This window comes from Microbacterium oxydans (assembly GCF_000956525.1).
Lineage (GTDB): Bacteria > Actinomycetota > Actinomycetes > Actinomycetales > Microbacteriaceae > Microbacterium > Microbacterium oxydans_A.
This window is the reverse complement of sequence record NZ_JYIW01000016.1, coordinates 21,774-40,374: the sequence shown is the minus strand read 5'-3', so window position 1 is coordinate 40,374 and position 18,601 is coordinate 21,774. Positions and strand designations below refer to the sequence as shown.

Sequence of the window (18,601 nt, the reverse complement as noted above, 5' to 3'; positions counted from 1 at the left end):
GTGGGTCGGATCCGGCCACTGTGACCGGTCACAGAAGTCTGTCACGGGCGGGTTCGGCACGTCAAGGCGCCGGGTCGCCCGGCTGGCCCGTGCGCGGCGGGGCGACCGAGGCGCGTGCGACCAGGACGGGGGCGACCGGGGCGAGCGCGGATGCCGCACCATCCGCAGCGCCGATCACGACGGCGACCGCGCGGCGGGCGAGCTCCTCGAAATCCTGGCGGACGGTCGTGAGCGCCGGCCAGTAGTACGCAGCATCGGGGGTGTCGTCGAACCCGACGACACTCACGTCGCCCGGCACGGCGAGCCCGACCTCGTGCAGGGCGCTCAACAGCCCGAGCGCCATCTGATCGTTGGCCGCGAACACCGCGGTGGCGCCCGAGCGGCGCACGGCATCGACCGCGGCGTGGCCCGATCCCGCCGACCAGTCCCCCGCGATCACCGGGCCGGGGGCGAGCCCGCGGGCGGCGAGCTCGGTGGCGTAGCCGACGGCACGTGACTCGGCCTCGAGCCAGTCGACGGGACCGGCGAGATGAGCGATACGGGTGTGCCCGGCATCGGCGAGCGCGGCCACCGCCAGTCGGGCCCCTGCCGCCTGGTCGACCGAGAGTCCGGTGGTGCCGAGTCCGGCGGAGTGCAGGGTCACCACCGGCACATCGATACGCAGGGCGGCGAGCGCCTCGAGCGTCTGGGTGTGCGGCGCGACGACGACGATGCCCTCGACGCCCTGCACGACGAGGTGATCGACCGCCGCGACGACGGCTGCGGCATCTGCGGCATCCGCGAAGGCGGCGCTGACCCAGTACCCGGCCTCGCGCGCCGATGCCTCGAGTGCGGCGAGGCTGCGAGAGGGACCGTACTGCAGCGCATCGGAGGCCAGGACCCCGAGCGTCCGCGAACGGCGGGTGCCGAGGGCGCGGGCCGCGTTGTTCATGCGATACCCGAGCTCGGCCATCGCGGCGCGCACGCGTTCCTTGGTCTCGGCGGCGACGTCAGGGTGATCGTTCAGCACGCGTGACACCGTCTGCCGAGACACCCCGGCGCGGGCGGCGACGTCTCGCACACCGATCGGTCGGCGCTGGTCGCTGCTGGTGTCACTCACGCCGACGAGTGTACGACGACCGGAGCCACGGGCCCGTCGCCGTGGCACGCTGGTCACATGCGCATCGCTCTCACTGGATCATCCGGCAAGCTCGGCAGCGTCGTCGCACGGGAACTCCGCGCGAACGGCTTCGAGGTCATCGGCATGGACGTCACCGGCACCCGCGGACCCGACTTCGTGCAGGTCGACCTGACCGACTACGGCCAGGTCGTCGACGCCTTCACCGCGGTCGGGGATCGGCACGACGGCATCGACGCCGTGGTGCATCTCGGGGCGATCCCGGCGCCAGGCATCCGCAGCGATGTCGCGACCTTCCACAACAACATGCCGGCCACGTTCAACGTGTTCTGGGCGGCGGTGCGCCTCGGCATCCGCCGTATCGTCGCCGCCTCCAGCGAGACCGTGCTCGGCCTGCCGTTCGACGTGCCGCCGCCCTACGTGCCGGTCGATGAGGACTACCCGGCGCGACCCGAGTCGGTGTACTCGCTCGTGAAGACGCTCGAGGAGCAGTTGGCGACCGAGCTCATGCGCTGGCACCCGGAGGTGTCGATCACCGCGTTGCGATTCTCGAACGTGATGGTGCCGGAGGACTACGCCGAGTTCCCCTCTTTCGACGCCGACGCCCTTCGACGCAAGTGGAACCTCTGGGGCTACATCGATGCGCGCGACGGCGCCCAGGCGGTGCAGCGTGCGCTCGAGCACGCGGCCCCCGGGTTCGACAGGTTCATCATCGCGGCGGCCGACACCGTGATGTCGCGACCGAACGACGAGCTGCTCGCCGAGGTGTTCCCCGACGTGCCGGTGCAGCGTGCCTTCGGCGCGAACGAGACGCTGCTGTCGATCGACAAGGCCCGCCGCGTGCTCGGGTACGACCCGCAGCACTCCTGGCGCGACCACGTGTAGCGGGCAGCCCCCTCGGCCCCTGAGCCCCCTGGGTCCCATGGGTCCCTGAGCCTGTCGAAGGGCCCGCCCCATGGGTCCCTGAGCCTGTCGAAGGGCCCGCCCCTTGGGTCCCTGAGCCTGTCGAAGGGCCCGCCCCAAGGAGCCGCTACAGCCCGAGGCGCTCCAGGTACGGGTTCACCAGGCGGCGCTCCGGGTCGAAGCGGGCCGCGAGCGCGGCGAAGTCATCCCACCGCGGATACCGCGAGCGCGTCTCGGCGCCGTCGAGCGTGAAGACCTTGCCCCAGTGCGGGCGGGCGGTCTCCGGCAGCGCCGCCTCGATCGTCGGCAGCAGCGCGCGGACCGCCTCCTCCTCCGGCTTCCAGGTGAAGTGGATGCCGACCGCATCCGTCCCGTTCGACGAACTCAGCCACAGGTCGTCCGATCGCACGGTGCGGATCTCGTTCACGAGCAGCAGCGGCGCGATCTGCCCGGCGAGCGTGCGCACGGCTTGGATCGCCGCCACCGCGTCGGCGCGCGGCACGAGGTACTCGGTCTGGATCTCGGCGCCGGCCGACGGGGTGAACTCGAGCTTGAAGTGCGCGAGCCGCTCGAACCAGGGGCCGGCGACACCGAGCTGTTCGGTGCAGGCGATCGGATCGACGCCGAGGATCGGATGCCGCTTGCTCGTCGCCGGCTCGGCGCCGAGTCGCTCGAACAGCGATTCCCGCGCGGCCTCTCGCGCTTCGGGCTGACGTTGCTTGACCCAGATCTGGTCCACGAAGTCGGTGCGTTCCCAGGTCGAGAAGAGGCTCACGCTGGTGCCGATCGAGGTCACCTCGTCGAAGTCGGCGAGCACGGCATCCCAGCTCGGGTGCTCGAACACGTGCTGGGCGACCTCGTACGTCGGCTCGACGTCGAGTGTCACGTCGAGCACGGCGCCGAGCGCGCCGAGGCTCACGACGGCACCGTCGAAGTCGTCGTCGCCGCGCTCCAGCGTCCGCGTCTCTCCGGCGGGCGTGAGGATGGTGAGACCGCGCACCGCGCTGGCGAGCGAGCCGATCGCGTCGCCTGAGCCGTGGGTGCCGGTGGCGATGGCGCCGGCGATCGAGATGTGCGGCAGCGAGGCGAGGTTGGCGAGCGCGAGTCCCTCGGCGTCGAGCAGTGGGGCGATGTCGCCGTAGCGCGCGGCGCCCGACACCCGAACGGCGGTCCTCGTGGGGTCGATCTCGAACACTCGGGGCAACCGGTCGAGCGCGATGAGCACGCCGTCGGTGTCGGCGATGTCGTTGAAGCAGTGCCGCGATCCGAGCATCCGCACCGGTCCACCCTGCGCGAGCAGTCCGCGGAGCTCGTCGACCGACTCGGGGTGTGCGATCGTCGAGGCCCGGTACGTGAGGTTGCCTGCCCAGTTGTGTTCGGTGGTCATGGCGCCATGATAGCCACGCCTCCGGTCTCTCCATCGATGTACTGCGCCCGATGACAGCCCCGCCGATAGGCTGACCGGATGACAGCGATGCCGCCGCCCCGCGCCACGATGAAAGACGTCGCTGCGCTGGCCGGGGTCTCGACGAAGACCGTCTCGAACGTGGTCACCGGCACCGTTCCGGTGAACGAGAACACGCGCGCCAAGGTCGAATCCGCGATGGCACAGCTCGACTTCGTGCCCAACCTCAGCGCCCGCGGGTTGCGCAAGGGACGCTCCGGCATCATCGCCGTCGCCCTCCCCGACCTCGCCACGGCGTTCTCGGCCGAACTCGTGCACCGCATCGTCGAGGCAGCGCACGCGCGGGGTCTCGCCGTGCAGATCGAGGAGACCGCCTCCGAGCCGGAGCGGGAGAAGGAACTCGTCTCGCGCGCCAGGGCGCACCTGGTCGACGGGCTGATCCTGAACCCGATCCGCCTCGAGGACAGCGTCCTGAAGTACGCCGACCGACTGCCGCCGCTCGTGGTGATCGGCGAGGTCGAGCAGAACCGCGCCGACCACGTGCGCATCGACAGCAGGCAGGCCGCCGCCGACGCCACACGCCACGTGCTGTCGCGAGGCGCGACGCGGGTGGCGGTCGTCGGCGCCGACGATGATTCATCCGCCGCGACGGCCACCAGCCGCCTGCGCCTCGAGGGCGTGCACGATGCGCTGCGCGAGGTCGGCATCCCCCGCGATCCGGCGCTCGAGATCAACCGGCTGCCGTGGTCGATGGGCGGCGGAGCGGATGCCGTGCGCACGCTGCTCGCCCGCCGCGTGCCGTTCGACGCGATCGTGGCGTTCACGGATTCCCTGGCGCTCGGCGCCCTGCACGCGCTGCATGACAACGGCATCCGCGTGCCCGACGACGTGATCGTGACCGGCTTCGACGACGTCGAGTTCTCGCGGTTCACCTCACCGGCACTGACCTCGGTCGCATTCGACCGCCGGGCGTTCGCCGTCGCGGCGCTCGGACTCCTCGAGTCGCGCATGGACGACCGCAGCGCCCCTCCCCGGTCGCTCACCCTGTCGCACCAGCTCTTGGAGCGCGCGAGCACCCAGGGGCGCCCCGCCGGCTATCGCCCCTGACGCAGCATCCGTCCCGCCGCTCGTTCCGGTCGCACTTCGTGTCGCCTCCGCGGCAAGGACGCGGCAGCAACTGCGACCGGAACCGAGAAGCGGATGCCGCAGCGGCAGCAACTGCGACCGGAAGCCGCCGCGCCTGCCCGATCTCCCGCTTGCGCGTCCGATTACATCGATGTAATGATGGGGCGTCCACCTCACGGTCACGAAGGAGTGACGATGACGCCCCCGCTCGATCTGTCCCGCAGGCAGTTCCTCACTGCCGCCTCACTCGCCGCCGGCACGGCGCTCCTCGCCGGCTGCGCCCCCGGGGCCGTCTCCGGCTCCAGCACCGAGACCCTGCAGTTCTGGCATCTGCTCTCCGGCGGTGACGGCGTCACGATGTCGTCGCTGCTCGATCAGGTGAACGGCGCGCAGTCCGCGTTCCGCATCCGTCCGACCGTGCTCGCCTGGGGCACGCCGTACTACACGAAGCTCGCGATGGCCGGTGCCGGTGGCCGCGCACCCGACGTCGCCATCATGCACGCCACCCGCACGGTCGGCTGGGCACCCGGCGGCCTGCTCGACACCTGGGACCTCGACCGCCTCGCCGAGCTGGGCGTCGACGAGTCGACCTTCCCGAAGCCGATCTGGGAGAAGGGCTTCGTCGGCGAGCACATGTACAGCGTCGCGCTCGATGCGCATCCCTTCGTGCTCATGTTCAACACGGATGTCTGCGATGCGGCCGGCGTGCTCGACTCCGACGGCAGGCTGCAGGCGACGAACTCGCCGGAAGCGTTCCTCGACCAGCTGCGCACCGTGAGCGGCACCGCGTCTGGCCACGCGCTCTCCTACGGCTATCTCGGCGACGGCGCCCAGATGTGGCGCCTCTTCTACGGGCTGTACGCGCAGCACGGACTCACGATGGAGCTGCCGATCGGCGGCAAGGCAGTGATCGACAAGGATGCCGCGGTCGAATCGCTCACCTTCATGCAGACGCTGCTCGACGGCGAGATCGCCGCGGCGCAGAACGACTATGGCAGCGCGATCGCCGAGTTCGCGACCGGCAAGAGCGGCATGCTGATGACCGGCGTGTGGGAGCTGCGCACGATGCAGGCCGCCGACCTCCCGTTCGACGCGACCATGATCCCGACGCTCTACGGCACCCCAGCGGTCTACGCCGACTCGCACTCGTTCGTGCTGCCGCACCAGGCGAACGCCGATCCGGCGAAGCGCGACCTGACGTATCAGTTCGTCGCCGACATGCTGAAGAACTCGTTCGGCTGGGCCGAGGCAGGCCACATCCCAGCGTTCCTGCCGGTCACGCAGTCTCCCGAGTACGACGACCTGATCCCTCAGGCGCACTACGCCGAGGCCGCCGAGCACGTCGTGTACGACCCGACCGCGTGGTTCACCGGCTCAGGATCGAGCTTCCAGGGCGAGTTCGGCGCAGCGGTGCAGGGCGTGCTGCTGAACGGCGACGACCCGGCTGCCGCGATCGACCGCTTCGAACGACGCGTCAACACCCTGCTCGCCCAACCGAATCCGGCCGACCCAGAGGGGAAGTGGAACGCATGAGCACCGCGACCTCCAATGCAGACGACACCCGCACGATCGTCACCGGCAAGGCATCCGACTTCCGGGCTCGTCGTGCCGGCTCCCGCAACCGCGAGCAGCTCGTCAGCTGGGTGTTCCTCGCACCGTTCCTGATCGCGTTCGTGCTGTTCCTCGCCTGGCCGATCATCCACGGCATCTACCTCAGCTTCACCGACCAGTCGCTCACCGGCGCCGGCGGCGGCTTCGTCGGATTCGCGAACTACGCCGAGGCGCTCACCGACCCGATCATGTGGCAGTCCATGTGGAACACGGTCTGGTTCACCCTGCTCTCGACCGTGCCCCTCGTCGCGATCGCGCTGCTGATGGCGGCGCTCGTCGATCGCGGGCTCCCCGGTCAGTGGCTCTGGCGGCTGTCGTTCTTCATGCCGTACCTGCTCGCCTCGACCGTGATCTCGCAGATCTGGGTCTGGATCTTCAACCCGCAGATCGGCGCGGCGAACAACATCCTGGAGTTCTTCGGACTCGAGCCGCTCGCGTGGCTGCAGAACCCGGAGACGAACATGATCTCGATCGTGATCGCGACCGTCTGGTGGACCGTCGGCTTCAACTTCCTGCTGTACCTCGCGGCCATGCAGAACATCCCGGCCCAGCAGTACGAGGCGGCATCCCTCGACGGTGCCGGCGCGTGGCGTCAGTTCTGGTCGATCACGCTCCCGCAGCTCGGGCCGGCGACCGTCCTGATCCTGATCCTGCAGATCCTCGCATCGCTCAAGCTGTTCGACCAGGCGTACCAGATGCTCGGCGGGGTCGCGAGCGACACCACCCGCTCCATCGTGCAGTACATCTACGAGGCCGGTTTCGTGAGCTACCGATTCGGATACTCGGCAGCCATCTCGTACGTCTTCTTCGCTCTCATCGTCATCCTCGGCGTCGTTCAGGCCCTGATCTCGCGCCGCCGGAAGGAGCAGTTCTGATGTCCTCCACCACCCTCACGCCGACCGAGACGCTCACGGTCCCGAAGCCCACCCGCTCCCGCCGTCCGCACCTGCCGGGCCAGAAGCCGTTCGGCCCGCTGCGCGTCACCGCGTTCATCGTGCTGGCCCTGCTCGCGATCGGCTGGCTGCTGCCGTTCCTCTGGGCGGTCGCGACCGCCTTCAAGACCGAGACGGATGCCGCATCCGGCGATCCCGGATGGATCGGTGCGACCGGTCCGACGATCGAGGCGTTCACCGCGATCCTCTCGCAGGGCAACGTGTACACCTGGGCGCTCAACAGCCTGTTCACCTCGGTGGCGATCACCCTGATCACGCTGACGATCTCGGCCCTCGCCGCCTACGCCTTCTCGCGCCTCGACTTCACGGGACGCAAATGGCTGTTCGTGGTGATCATCGCCTCGATCGTCGTGCCGCCGCAGGTGCTGATCATCCCGCTGTTCTACGAGATGCTCGCGTTCAACCTGATCGACACGTACTGGGGTCTGATCCTGCCGCAGGTCGTCGCACCCGCGATGGTGTTCATCCTGAAGCGGTTCTTCGACGCGATCCCGATCGAGCTGGAGGATGCTGCGCGCGTCGACGGTGCGAGCCGGCTGCGCATCTTCTGGTCCATCGTGCTGCCGCTGTCGCGGCCGATCCTGGCATCCGTCGCGATCTTCGTGTTCATCGGCGCCTGGAACAACTTCCTCTGGCCGTTCCTCGTCATCAACGACACCACGCTGATGACGCTGCCGGTCGGACTCCAGACGGTGATCAGCGCCTACGGCGTGCAGTACGCGCAGGTCATGGCCCAGGCCGTGCTCGCGGCGCTGCCGCTCATCATCGTGTTCATCATCTTCCAGAAGCAGATCGTCAAGGGAGTCGCGACCAGCGGCTTCGGCGGTCAGTAGTCCCCCCACCCGGCCACAGAGCCAGATACAAGGAGAGCAATGTCTCAGGCCCGCATCACCATCGACCGCGACTTCACGATCGCCGATGTCCCCCGCAGACTCTTCGGCTCGTTCGTCGAGCACATGGGGCGCTGCGTCTACACCGGCATCTACGAGCCGGGCCACCCGCAGGCGGACGAGCGCGGGTTCCGGCAGGACGTGCTGGCCCTGGTGAAGGAGATGGGACCGACCGTGGTCCGCTACCCCGGCGGCAACTTCGTCTCCGGCTACCGCTGGGAAGACGGAGTCGGCCCGGCAGCCGATCGGCCGGTGCGCATCGACGGCGCCTGGCACACGATCGAGACCAACGCCTTCGGCCTGCACGAGTTCATGGACTGGGCGAAGGAGGCCGACGTCGAGGTCATGGAGGCCGTGAACCTCGGCACCCGCGGCGTCGAGGAGGCCCGTGCGCTCGTCGAGTACGCGAACCATCCCGGCGGCACGTACTGGTCGGATCTGCGTCGCAAGAACGGCGCGGAGCAGCCCTTCGACATCAAGCTGTGGTGCCTCGGCAACGAGCTCGACGGCCCGTGGCAGATCGGCGGCAAGACCGCCACCGAGTACGGCCGGCTCGCGCAGGAGTCCGCCAAGGCGATGCGCCTGGTCGACCCCTCGATCGAGCTCGTCGCGGTCGGGTCATCCGGCCGCTCGATGCCGACCTTCGGCAGCTGGGAGCACACGGTGCTCTCGCACGCCTACGACGAGGTCGACTTCATCTCGATGCACGCGTACTACCAGGAGCACGACGGGGACGCCGAGTCGTTCCTCGCCGAGTCCACCGACATGGACGCGTTCATCGAGGGCGTCATCGCGACGGTCGATGCGGTCAAGGCCGCCGGCAAGCACACCAAGCAGGTCGACATCTCGTTCGACGAGTGGAACGTGTGGGACCAGGTGCGCTACAACGACATCGAGGCGAAGGAGATCGAGAAGGCAGGGTGGCGGCAGCATCCGCGACTCATCGAGGACACGTACAACGTGACCGATGCCGTTGTCGTCGGCACCCTGCTGAACAGCCTGCTGCGACACGGCGACCGGGTGAAGATCGCGAACCAGGCGCAGCTCGTGAACGTGATCGCGCCGATCCGTTCGGAGGAGGGCGGATCCGCCTGGCGGCAGACGAGCTTCTGGCCCTTCGAGCGCATGGCGCGCCTGGCGACCGGCCGCATCCTGCGTCTCGCGGTCACCGCACCGCAGATCGAGACGAAGCGCTACGGCGGGGTCGACTCGATCGACGCGGCGGCGACCTGGGACGAGGCGACCGGCCGGCTGGTCGTGTTCGTCGCGAACCGCTCGCTCGACGAGGCGAACGACCTCACGATCGACCTGCACGGACTCGGCGATGTGCGCCTGCGTCAGGCCGAGACGCTGACGGTGCCGGAGGGCGGTGACCGCCACACGTCGAACCTGGAGACGACGCCCGACAGCGTGCACATGGTGCCGCTCGGTGCAGCCGAGGTCGTCGGCGGTGCCGTGCGGGCCACCCTGCCGGCGCTGTCGTGGTCGGTCATCGAGCTCGAGGTGACGCGGGCCTGAGCCGTGTCCGACGCTTCGACGGGCTCAGCGACCCATGGGTCCCTGAGCCTGTCGAAGGGCTGGGTCCCTGCCCCCGCCGGGTCCCTGAGCCTGTCGAAGGGCTGGGTCCCTGAGCCTGTCGAAGGGCTGGGTCCCTGAGCCTGTCGAAGGGCTGGGTCCCTGAGCCTGTCGAAGGGCTACGTGCGCATCTTCCCCGACTCCACCAATGACAGCGGATCGGCGATGTCCTCCAGCGACTTCCCCGCAGCGCTGACCCCGAAGATGCCGCAGATGATCCCACCGAAGATCATGATCGCCGCGCCGAGCACGTACCCCCAGAACAGCGGGCCGCGGTCTCCCGTCTCCGCGCTCTGGCCGATGAGCGATCCGTACAGCACCGGCGCCACCGCGCCGACGAGCTGACCGATCGAGAAGACGTACGAGATCACCTGGCTGCGCAGCTCCAGCGGGAAGATCTCGCTGACCGTGAGGTAGGCAGCGGATGCTCCGGCCGAGGCGAAGAAGAACGATGCGCACCAGAACGCCGTGTGCGTGCCGGCGTTCAGGACGCCCGCGTTGAACAGGAACGCGCTCACGAGCAGGATGCCGCCGGCGAGCGTGTATGTCGCGAACAGCATCCTCCGCCGACCCCAGGTGTCGAAGAAGTGGCCGAGCACGAGCGCGCCGGCGAGGTTGCCGACCGCGAAGATGATGAAGTACTGCGACGCCGAGGCCGGCGGGGTGTCGTAGAAGTTCTCGAGCACCAGCGCGTACGTGAAGAAGATCGCGTTGTAGAGGAACGACTGCGTCACCATCATGGTGATGCCGACCAGGGTGCGCCGCGGGTACTTCCGGAACAGCACCTTCACGATGACGAGGAACGGAACCTGTCCGTACTCCTTGACGGTGATGGCTTTGCTCTCGTCGACCGGAGGGATGTCCTTGCCCTCCCTGCGGATGCGCTCCTCGATGTCGTCGACGTTGCGCTCGGCGGCATCCTCGCGTCCGTGCGTCATCTGCCAGCGCGGGCTCTCCGGGATGTGCCGACGCAGCCAGATGATGAGCAGGCCGAGCACCGGGCCGAGGAAGAAGCTGAGCCGCCAGCCGATGTCGGCCGGGAGGATGTCGGTGTTCAGGAAGAACATGTTCGCGACCGCTCCGAGGGCGGCGCCGCCCCAGTAGGTCCCGTTGATGGCGATGTCGACGCGACCGCGGTACTTCGCTGGGATGATCTCGTCGATCGCCGAGTTGATCGCGGCGTACTCTCCGCCGATGCCCGCTCCGGCGACGAACCGCCAGATGTAGAAGAACCACGGAGCGAAGGCCAGGCCGGCGACCGCGGAGCCGACGAGATACACCGCGAGCGACAGGATGAAGAGCTTCTTGCGACCGAGGCGGTCGGTGAGGCGGCCGAAGACGAGCGCCCCGAACACCTGCCCGAGCAGGTAGCACGTGCCAGCGAGGCCGACTTCGGCCGGCCCCATGCCGAGCGTGGCCGCGTAGCCGTTCGCGGCCACGATCTGCACTTCGAGGCCGTCGAGGATCCAGGAGAACCCGAGTCCGACGACGATCATCCAGTGGAATCGCGACCACGGCAGGCGGTCGAGTCGTGCCGGGACGAGCGACCTGACCTCTTTGACGGACACGTCGGATGCAGACATGGAGCCTCCTTCTCACGGGGAACGCCATCGCCCCGGCATCCGTCTTACTCCTCCCCACGAGCCCGACGCACAGGATTGACCGAGGGGCGGCGCCCGCGCTAGGCCTCTGCCCCCACTGGGTCCCTGAGCTGTCGAAGGGCCTATCCCGCTTGGGTCCCTGAGCCTGTCGAAGGGCCCGCCCCGCCGGGTCCCTGAGCCTGTCGAAGGGCTGGGTCCCTGAGCCTGTCGAAGGGCCCGGACGCAGGACTCAGCCGGCGGCCTCCTCCGGACGCTCGAGCACGTCGATCGCCGAGGTGTCGGGCTCGTACTCGTCGATGTGCCGCTCGTCGGCACCGTCATACAGCGACAACGGGCGGATCAGCGCGTTCGACGACTGCTGCTCGATGATGTGCGCTGTCCAGCCGGTGATGCGCGCCGCGACGAAGAGCGGCGTGAACGTGAGCGTGTCGAAGCCGATGAGGTTGTAGGCAGGACCCGACGGATAGTCGAGGTTCGGGTAGATGCCCTTGCGTCCGACGAACTCGCTCTCGAGCTTCTCGTACAGTTCGCCCACGGCCGGCTTGTCGTAGTGCTCGACGAGCGAGTCGAGCGCGGCCTTCATGGTGGGCACGCGCGAATCACCGCGCTTGTACACACGGTGCCCGAAGCCCATGATCTTGCGCTTCTCGGCGAGCGCTGCGTCGAGCCAGCCCTCGACCTGGTCGGCCGTGCCGATCTCGTCGAAGATGTGCATGACGGCTTCGTTGGCGCCTCCGTGCAGCGGTCCTTTGAGCGCGCCGATGGCGCCGACCACGGCGGAGTACAGGTCGCTGAGCGTCGACGTGATGACGCGGGCCGTGAACGTGGAGGCGTTGAAGGAGTGCTCCGCGTACAGGATCATCGAGCGGTTGAACGCGTCGACCACCACGGGATCCGGATCTTCGCCGAACGTGAGCCAGAGGAAGTTCGCGGCGTAGTCGAGGTCGTCGCGCGGCTCCACGGGCTCGAGTCCTCGACGTCGACGCTGCCCGTACGACACGATCGCGGGGAGGGCGGCGAACAGCGTGAGGCTGCGTTCCTGGTTCTCCTCTGGTGTGCCGACGGCATCCAGCACGTTGGCGATGCCGGCGGTCTCGATCGCGCCGATCACGCTCACAGCGGTGCGCACCTCGTCCATCGGGTGCGAATCCAGCGGCAGCCGGTCGATCGCGTCCTTGACGACGGGCGACAGCGCGCGGTGCCTGCGCTCGGTCAGTCGGAAGGCCGCGAGTTCGTCGGCGGTGGGCAGCTCACCGTTCCACAGCAGGTACGCCACAGCCTCGAACGGCTGCGTCGCGGCCAGCTCCTGCACCGGGTAGCCACGGTAGAGCAGGCTGTTCGTCTCGGGGTTGACCTTCGAGATCGCGGTCGTGTCGACGACGACCCCGGCGAGGCCCTTCTTGATGTCCGGCTCGGTCATGTCACTCCTTCGTGGTTACGGCTCGAGTGTGAAGTTGAAGACGCCGGAGTCGAAGTGGTTGTACGACTCGTAGTCGATCAGCTCGTACAGCTCGGCGCGGTGCTGCATCTCGCCGAGTCTCGAGGTCAGATGCCCCTCGTCGTTCAGCGTATCGAGCGCACGGCCCGCCGCGCCCATCGCGGTGCGAAGCAACGACACCGGCCAGATGACGATGTTGACCCCGGCGCTCTGCAGCTGGGAGGTCGAGAACAGCTCGCTCTTGCCGAACTCGGTCATGTTGGCGAGGATCGGCACGTCGAGTGCAGTTGCCATCGCCTCGAATTCGTCGAGCGTGCGCATCGCCTCGGGGAAGATCGCGTCGGCACCGGCATCCACCAGCGCCTTGGCCCGGTCGATCGCGGCATCCAGCCCCTCGATCGCACGGATGTCGGTGCGCGCCATGATGAGGAAGTTCGGGTCGCGCCTGGCGTCGGCAGCGGCTCGGATGCGCTTGATCGCCGTGTTCTCATCGACCACGCTCTTGCCGTCGAGGTGACCGCAGCGCTTCGGGTTGATCTGATCCTCGATGTGGGTGCCGGCGAGTCCGGCATCCTCGAGCTCCTGGATCGTGCGGGCGACGTTCATCGGCTCGCCGAAGCCGGTGTCGGCGTCGACGATCGCCGGAAGGTCGGTCATGCGCGCGATCTGCTTCGCGCGGCCAGCCACCTCGGTGAGCGTCGTGAGTCCGATGTCCGGCAACCCGAGGTCAGCCGAGAGCACGGCGCCCGAGATGTAGACGCCGTCGAAGCCCTTCTGTTCGATCAGGCGCGCGCTCAACGGGTTGAACGCGCCGGGGAAGCGCAGCAGCTCGCCGCTCGCGAGACGCTCGCGGAAGAGGCGGCGCTTCTCTGCCGGCGTGACGGTGGAGTACAGCATCAGGACCTCCGGTCGTTCGCGTGGATGGGATGCTTCGACAGGCTCAGCAACCCATAGGTCCCTGAGCCCCGCAACCCAGGGGTCCCTGAGTTCCGCACCCGCTGGGTCCCTGAGCTTGTCGAAGGGCCCGAGCCCCGCACCCCATGGGTCCCTGCGCCCCGCCCATGGGTCCCTGAGCTTGTCGAAGGGCCTGAGCCCCGCCCCTGGGTCCCTGAGCTTGTCGAAGGGCCTGAGCCCCGCCCATGGGTCCCTGAGCTTGTCGAAGGGCCCGCGACACGCAGCATCAGAACAGCCCCTTCGGGGCATCCGCCGACTCGAGCAGGCCGGGCTTCGCGACGATCGACAGCTCGCCGACCTCGGCGGCCGTGAGCTCGGGCAGTCGCTGCACGAGTGCCAGGAAGCGCTCGATCTCGGCCGCCTCGAGCACCGGCTCGGCGAGCAGACGGAACTTCGCGATGTAGTTGTCGCGGGCGAACGGTCGGGCACCGAGCGGATGCGCGTCGGCGACCGCGATCTCGTCGACCACGGTCGACCCATCGGCGAGCAGGAACTCGACGCGACCGCCGAACGCCTTCACGTCCGGGTCTTCGGAGTGGTAGCGGCGGGTCCACTCCGCATCCTCCGCCGTGGTGATCTTGTGCCACAGCTCGACGGTGTCCGGTCGTGCTGCGCGAGACGGAGCGTAGGAGTCGACGTGGTGCCAGCCGCCGTCCTGCAGCGCGACCGCGAAGATGTACGGGATCGAGTGGTCGAGCGTCTCGCGGGACGCCGTCGGGTCGTACTTCTGCGGGTCGTTCGCGCCGGAGCCGATCACGTAGTGCGTGTGGTGGCTGGTGTGCAGCACGATCGACGCGATGTTCGCGGGGTCGCGGAGCGCCGGGTTCTCGGTGCCGAGCTTGCGGGCAAGGTCGATCCAGGCCTGCGCCTGATACTCGGCCGAGTGCTCCTTCGTGTACGAGTCGAGGATCGCGCGCTTGGGCTCGCCGGCGGCGGGCAGCGGCACCTCGTACGCGGCATCCTTGCCGTCGAGCATCCAGGCGATCACGCCGTCTTCGCCCTCGTAGATCGGGGCAGGGCTGGTCTGTCCGCGCATCGCTCGGTCGACCGCCTCGACGGCCATCTTGCCGGCGAACGCCGGGGCGTGCGCCTTCCAGGTCGAGATCTCGCCCTTGCGGCTCTGCCGGGTGGCGGTCGTGGTGTGCAGCCCCTGACCGACGGCCTGGTAGATCGTCTCGACGTCGAGGCCGAGCAGGGTGCCGATGCCGGCGGCAGCCGAGGGGCCGAGGTGGGCGACGTGGTCGATCTTGTGCGTGTGCAGGCAGATCGCGCGCACGAGGTCCATCTGGATCTCGTAGCCGGTCGCGATGCCGCGAACGAGCGCACGACCGTCCTTGGCGGCGTGCTGGGCGACCGCGAGGATCGGCGGGATGTTGTCACCGGGGTGCGAGTATTCGGCCGCGAGGAACGTGTCGTGGTAGTCGAGCTCGCGCACGGCCACGCCGTTCGCCCACGCCGCCCACTCGGGGCTCGTACGGTGGTCGAGTGCCGCGCCGAACAGGTTCGCGCCGACGCCGCCGGTCGAGACGGGGTGGCTGAACGCCTGAGCGCGGGCCGCGTTGATCGGGCCGCGGGTGAGGGATGCCGCGGCGACCGAAGCGTTGTCGATGATGCGGTTGATGATCATGTCGACGACAGCCTGCTCGACCTCGACCTGGTCGGCTGCGACCTCGGCGATCTTCCAGGCGAGCTGGTCTTCCCGGGCGAGGTTCTCGTCGCTGCGGTGCACGCGGACGTGGTGGGTGGTGGTCATGAGCGTCCTTCGTTGGTGCTGGATTCGAGGGTCTCGAGGATTCCGGTGAGCGCATTGTGCAGGTGCACGTGCGTGGCGTGGGCGGCGAGGTCGCTGTCGCGGGCGGCGAGCGCCTGGGCGATCGTACGGTGCTCGGCGATGGATGCCGCGAGTCTGGCCGGACGGTCGCGCGCCATGCGCCGCACGCGCACGAGGTGGGTGCGGACGGTGCGGAGCGCTGCCGCGATGTAGTCGTTGTCGACGGCGGCGTCGAGGGCGGCGTCGAAGCGTGCGATCAGCGCGTAGTAGGCGTCGCGGCCTGCTGCGGCGGCGAGGTCGACGTGCGCGAACTCCTCGGCGAGCGCGGCGAACAGGGCGGCGTCTCCCCTGCTGGCGGCGAGGCGGGCCGAGGTCTCCTCGAGCGCGCGGCGGATCTCGAACAGGGAACGGATGTCGTCGGCATCCAGGTCTGCGACGACCGTGACGCGCGGGGACTGCTGCACGACGAGGCCGTCGGCGATGAGTCGGCGCAGCGCCTCGCGCAGCGGTGTGCGGCTGACGCCGAGGCGTTCGGCCTGCTCGACCTCGCCGAGCACGGCGCCTGCGGCGAGCGCACCGGACTGGATGTCGTCGAGCAGTGCGGCGTACGCGCGGTCTCCCGCTGTGGTGCGCTCCGCTGCCAGACTCATCCCTCGAGTGTATACACAAAGCCGCCTCGCGGCTCCCTCGTTTGCTTCAGTTCGTCTCGCCGTATACATTCTCCCGCCACCCCGCCACCCCACCACCCGCCGAGCCACCCCTTTTCGCGCGAGCGGCCCCCAAAATGCGCGCACGCAAAGGGGCCGCTCGCACACAGAGGGCCGGGTCGGCAAAGGGTGTCGGGGCAGAGGGTGTCGGCGGCAGAGGAAGGGGGGCAGAGGAGGGGGTCAGCGCGGGGCGGATGCCGCGTCGGGCACGGGCTCCACGAACTCCGCCGGCGCCGGCTCGCCGAGCTTCACCACCACGACCCCGACGAGCACGAGCACCCCGCCGAGCATCTGCAGCAGGTCTGGCAGCTGACCGAGCAGCAGCCAGCCGAAGAGCAGTGCGGCGATGACCTCGGCGAGCGCGATGAATGAGGCCAGGCGCGAGCCCAGCATCCGTGTCGAGGCGATCCCGAGCACGTACGCGAGGGCCGTCGCGATCAGGCCGATCGCGAGCACCGGGATGAACCACGGCACGGTGCCGAAGCGGTAGGTGATGTCCTGGGTGGTCCAGGCGATCGGCACCACCCCGACGAGCCCGGCGACGGTCAGGCCGAGCGCGCCGAGCAGCAGCCCGCCGCCGGCGAGCGCGATGGGCGGCAGCCCGGTGTCGGCCTTGGCCGACAGGATGAAGTACGCGGCCGCGCCGACCATGGCGCCGAGCGCCCAGAGGATGCCGGCGCCGTTGACGGTCGCGCCGGTGACGATGTCGAGCATCAGCACGAGCCCGATGAAGGCGATGATCGCACCGAGGATGCTGCGGCGGGTCGGGCGTTCACCGCGTCGCAGCCAGAGCCACAGCACCACGGCGACCGGGGCGGTGTATTCGATGAGCAGCGCGAGACCGACGTCCATCACGGCGACCGCCTGGAAGTAGCAGAGCTGCGTCGCGGCGACCGCGAGCAGGCCGTACGCCGCCATCATGCCGAGGTTGCGACGCAGCACACCCCAGCGGCCGCGCAGCGAGATGACCGCGGGGACGAGCAGCACCAGCGCCGCGACCCAGATGCGAGCGGTGACGGCGGCACCTGGCGTCCAGCCGGCGTCGATCAGGCCGCGCGCCCATCCCCCGGACATCCCGAAGGCGAAGGCCGCGCCGATCGCGAGCGGCAGCCCGAGTCGCACGCCCGGCACCCGCACGCTGTCATTGCTCACAGTGCTCATGGGAGGTGACGCTACTCCGCGCCGATGTAAGATGTCAACATGATCTTCACCGATGACACGGAGCACGCTCTCCGGTCGGCCGTCTGGCTCGTGAACTCTGCGGAGGATCCGGACACCCTCGCCGACCTCGACGACTACCGCGCGTTCTTCGAGGAGTTCCCCTATACCGGTCGCATCGACCGCGACGCCGAGGAACTCGCCTCGCTCCGGGCATCCCGCCCCCGCCTCCGCGCGATGCTGCTGGCCCCACGCGACGAGATGGTCGAACACGTGAACGACGCCCTCGCGGCATCCGTCCTCACCCCCAGGCTCGTGCGCCACGGCGAGATGGACTGGCACCTGCACGCCGTCGCCGATGAGCGCCCCCTCGTCGAGCGGGTGCTCATCGAGACCGCGATGGCGTTGATCGACGTCATCCGCGCCGACGAGGGTTCCCGCATCTCGATCTGCGACGACGACACCTGCCAGGCGCTTGCCCTCGACCTCTCCCGCAACCGCTCCAAGCGCTACTGCTCGACCGTCTGCGCGAACCGCAACGCGGTCGCCGCCTACCGCGCCCGCCGCGCCGAGGCCTGACGCAGCCGGCGGGCGGCCCCGCCCCTCCGCTCCGGTCGAACTTCCTGCCGCCCGCCAGCCGCAGAGGCGGCACCAACTGCGACCGGAACCCGACCGAAACCCGACGGAACCAGACCGGAACCGCCCACTGGACGCCAACCTGTCATCACAGGTATGCTCACTTGTTATTACAGGTTGGGAGCGCGCGAGCGCGAGCAGCCGAGCAATGACGCCCGCCGCAAGGAGCACCGATGCCCGAGTTCCACACCCCGCCGATCGCTCCGATGGCGATCGCATTCGACGCCGAGAAGCTGACCCTCTCCCCCGAGGGGCCGACGCTCACCCGTCGCATGTCCGACCTCGAGGGGCTCTTCGTCGACACCGAGGCGTGGGCCGCGGCATCCACCGGCGATGATCCAGTCGTCTACACCGTCGTGAGCTCGCCCGTTCCCGAGGTCGACCGCGAGCTCCCCCAGTCGATCACCACGATCATGCCCGGCGACACCTCGGGCGAACTGTGGATGACGAAGGGACACCAGCACCCGAACCACCAAGGGGAGATCTACCTCGCGCTGAACGGCCGCGGCGGACTCCTGATGTTCGACGGCGAGCGCACCGAGTGGCTCGACATGCTGCCGGGCACGATCGGCTACATCCCGCCGGGCTGGGCGCACCGCTCGGTGAACACCGGCGACGAGCCGTACTCCTTCCTCGCGGTCTACCCCGGCGGAGCCGGTCACGACTACGGCTGGGTGCTCGAGCACGGCATGGGCTCCCGCGCCTACCGCGGCACCGACGGCGCTGTCGACCTCCGCCCGTACTCGGCCTGACCGCT

Annotated in this window: 16 protein-coding genes; 8 read left to right on the top strand and 8 right to left on the bottom strand. The window is 69.1% G+C overall.

What is annotated here, in order from left to right; genetic code table 11:
• Positions 1-61: 61 nt before the first annotated feature.
• Positions 62-1,099 (bottom strand): LacI family DNA-binding transcriptional regulator, encoded by a 1,038-nt coding sequence (locus RS83_RS02075; RefSeq protein WP_045277924.1) that lies wholly within the window; start codon positions 1,097-1,099, stop codon positions 62-64.
• Positions 1,100-1,156: 57 nt separating this feature from the next.
• Here RS83_RS02075 and RS83_RS02070 point away from each other — a divergent pair, with 57 nt between their 5' ends.
• Complete coding sequence (locus tag RS83_RS02070; protein ID WP_045277854.1) at positions 1,157-2,002, top strand: NAD-dependent epimerase/dehydratase family protein; 846 nt, start codon at positions 1,157-1,159, stop codon at positions 2,000-2,002.
• Between the two features lie 145 nt (positions 2,003-2,147).
• Here RS83_RS02070 and RS83_RS02065 read toward each other — a convergent pair whose 3' ends face one another.
• Positions 2,148-3,407, bottom strand: a complete 1,260-nt coding sequence (locus RS83_RS02065) for an FAD-binding protein (RefSeq protein WP_045277853.1) — start codon at positions 3,405-3,407, stop codon at positions 2,148-2,150.
• 78 nt (positions 3,408-3,485) lie between these two features.
• Here RS83_RS02065 and RS83_RS02060 point away from each other — a divergent pair, with 78 nt between their 5' ends.
• The 5 genes from RS83_RS02060 to RS83_RS02040 all read left to right on the top strand — a co-directional run bounded on the left by RS83_RS02060 (position 3,486) and on the right by RS83_RS02040 (position 9,522).
• Positions 3,486-4,532, top strand: coding sequence for a LacI family DNA-binding transcriptional regulator (locus tag RS83_RS02060; RefSeq protein ID WP_045277852.1), 1,047 nt, complete (start codon positions 3,486-3,488; stop codon positions 4,530-4,532).
• A 213-nt stretch (positions 4,533-4,745) separates the two neighbouring features.
• Positions 4,746-6,083, top strand: a complete 1,338-nt coding sequence (locus tag RS83_RS02055) for an extracellular solute-binding protein (protein WP_045277851.1) — start codon at positions 4,746-4,748, stop codon at positions 6,081-6,083.
• The gene (locus tag RS83_RS02050; RefSeq protein ID WP_045277850.1) at positions 6,080-7,036 is read left to right on the top strand and encodes a carbohydrate ABC transporter permease; all 957 of its coding nucleotides are present in this window, start codon (positions 6,080-6,082) and stop codon (positions 7,034-7,036) included. Before RS83_RS02055 ends, RS83_RS02050 begins: the two co-directional genes overlap by 4 nt.
• Positions 7,036-7,947 carry a carbohydrate ABC transporter permease gene (locus RS83_RS02045; protein WP_045277849.1) on the top strand — a complete coding sequence of 304 codons (912 nt, stop codon included), beginning with the start codon at positions 7,036-7,038 and terminating at the stop codon, positions 7,945-7,947. The genes RS83_RS02050 and RS83_RS02045 overlap by 1 nt, the downstream gene beginning before the upstream one ends.
• 39 nt (positions 7,948-7,986) lie before the next feature.
• Entirely contained in the window at positions 7,987-9,522 is a 1,536-nt protein-coding gene (locus tag RS83_RS02040) for an alpha-N-arabinofuranosidase (protein WP_045277848.1), read from the top strand.
• 176 nt (positions 9,523-9,698) lie between these two features.
• On the opposite strand, the gene RS83_RS02035 is transcribed toward RS83_RS02040, so the two are convergent.
• The 6 genes from RS83_RS02035 to RS83_RS02010 form a co-directional block, all read right to left on the bottom strand.
• Positions 9,699-11,162, bottom strand: coding sequence for an MFS transporter (locus RS83_RS02035; protein ID WP_045277847.1), 1,464 nt, complete (start codon positions 11,160-11,162; stop codon positions 9,699-9,701).
• Positions 11,163-11,409: 247 nt separating this feature from the next.
• A complete protein-coding gene (locus RS83_RS02030; protein WP_045277846.1) occupies positions 11,410-12,600 on the bottom strand; it encodes a bifunctional 2-methylcitrate synthase/citrate synthase in 1,191 nt (396 codons plus the stop codon).
• A 15-nt stretch (positions 12,601-12,615) separates the two neighbouring features.
• Positions 12,616-13,515, bottom strand: a complete 900-nt coding sequence (gene prpB, locus RS83_RS02025; RefSeq protein ID WP_045277845.1) for a methylisocitrate lyase — start codon at positions 13,513-13,515, stop codon at positions 12,616-12,618.
• A 283-nt stretch (positions 13,516-13,798) separates the two neighbouring features.
• A complete protein-coding gene (locus RS83_RS02020) occupies positions 13,799-15,325 on the bottom strand; it encodes an MmgE/PrpD family protein (RefSeq protein WP_045277844.1) in 1,527 nt (508 codons plus the stop codon).
• A complete protein-coding gene (locus tag RS83_RS02015) occupies positions 15,322-15,993 on the bottom strand; it encodes a GntR family transcriptional regulator (protein WP_045277843.1) in 672 nt (223 codons plus the stop codon). Before RS83_RS02015 ends, RS83_RS02020 begins: the two co-directional genes overlap by 4 nt.
• Before the next feature lie 237 nt (positions 15,994-16,230).
• The gene (locus RS83_RS02010; protein ID WP_045277842.1) at positions 16,231-17,211 is read right to left on the bottom strand and encodes an EamA family transporter; all 981 of its coding nucleotides are present in this window, start codon (positions 17,209-17,211) and stop codon (positions 16,231-16,233) included.
• Positions 17,212-17,250: 39 nt separating this feature from the next.
• On the opposite strand from RS83_RS02010, the gene RS83_RS02005 reads away from it, so the two are divergent.
• The gene (locus RS83_RS02005; protein WP_045277841.1) at positions 17,251-17,787 is read left to right on the top strand and encodes a CGNR zinc finger domain-containing protein; all 537 of its coding nucleotides are present in this window, start codon (positions 17,251-17,253) and stop codon (positions 17,785-17,787) included.
• Between the two features lie 230 nt (positions 17,788-18,017).
• A complete protein-coding gene (locus tag RS83_RS02000; RefSeq protein WP_045277840.1) occupies positions 18,018-18,596 on the top strand; it encodes a glucose-6-phosphate isomerase family protein in 579 nt (192 codons plus the stop codon).
• The last annotated feature ends 5 nt before the right edge of the window (positions 18,597-18,601 follow it).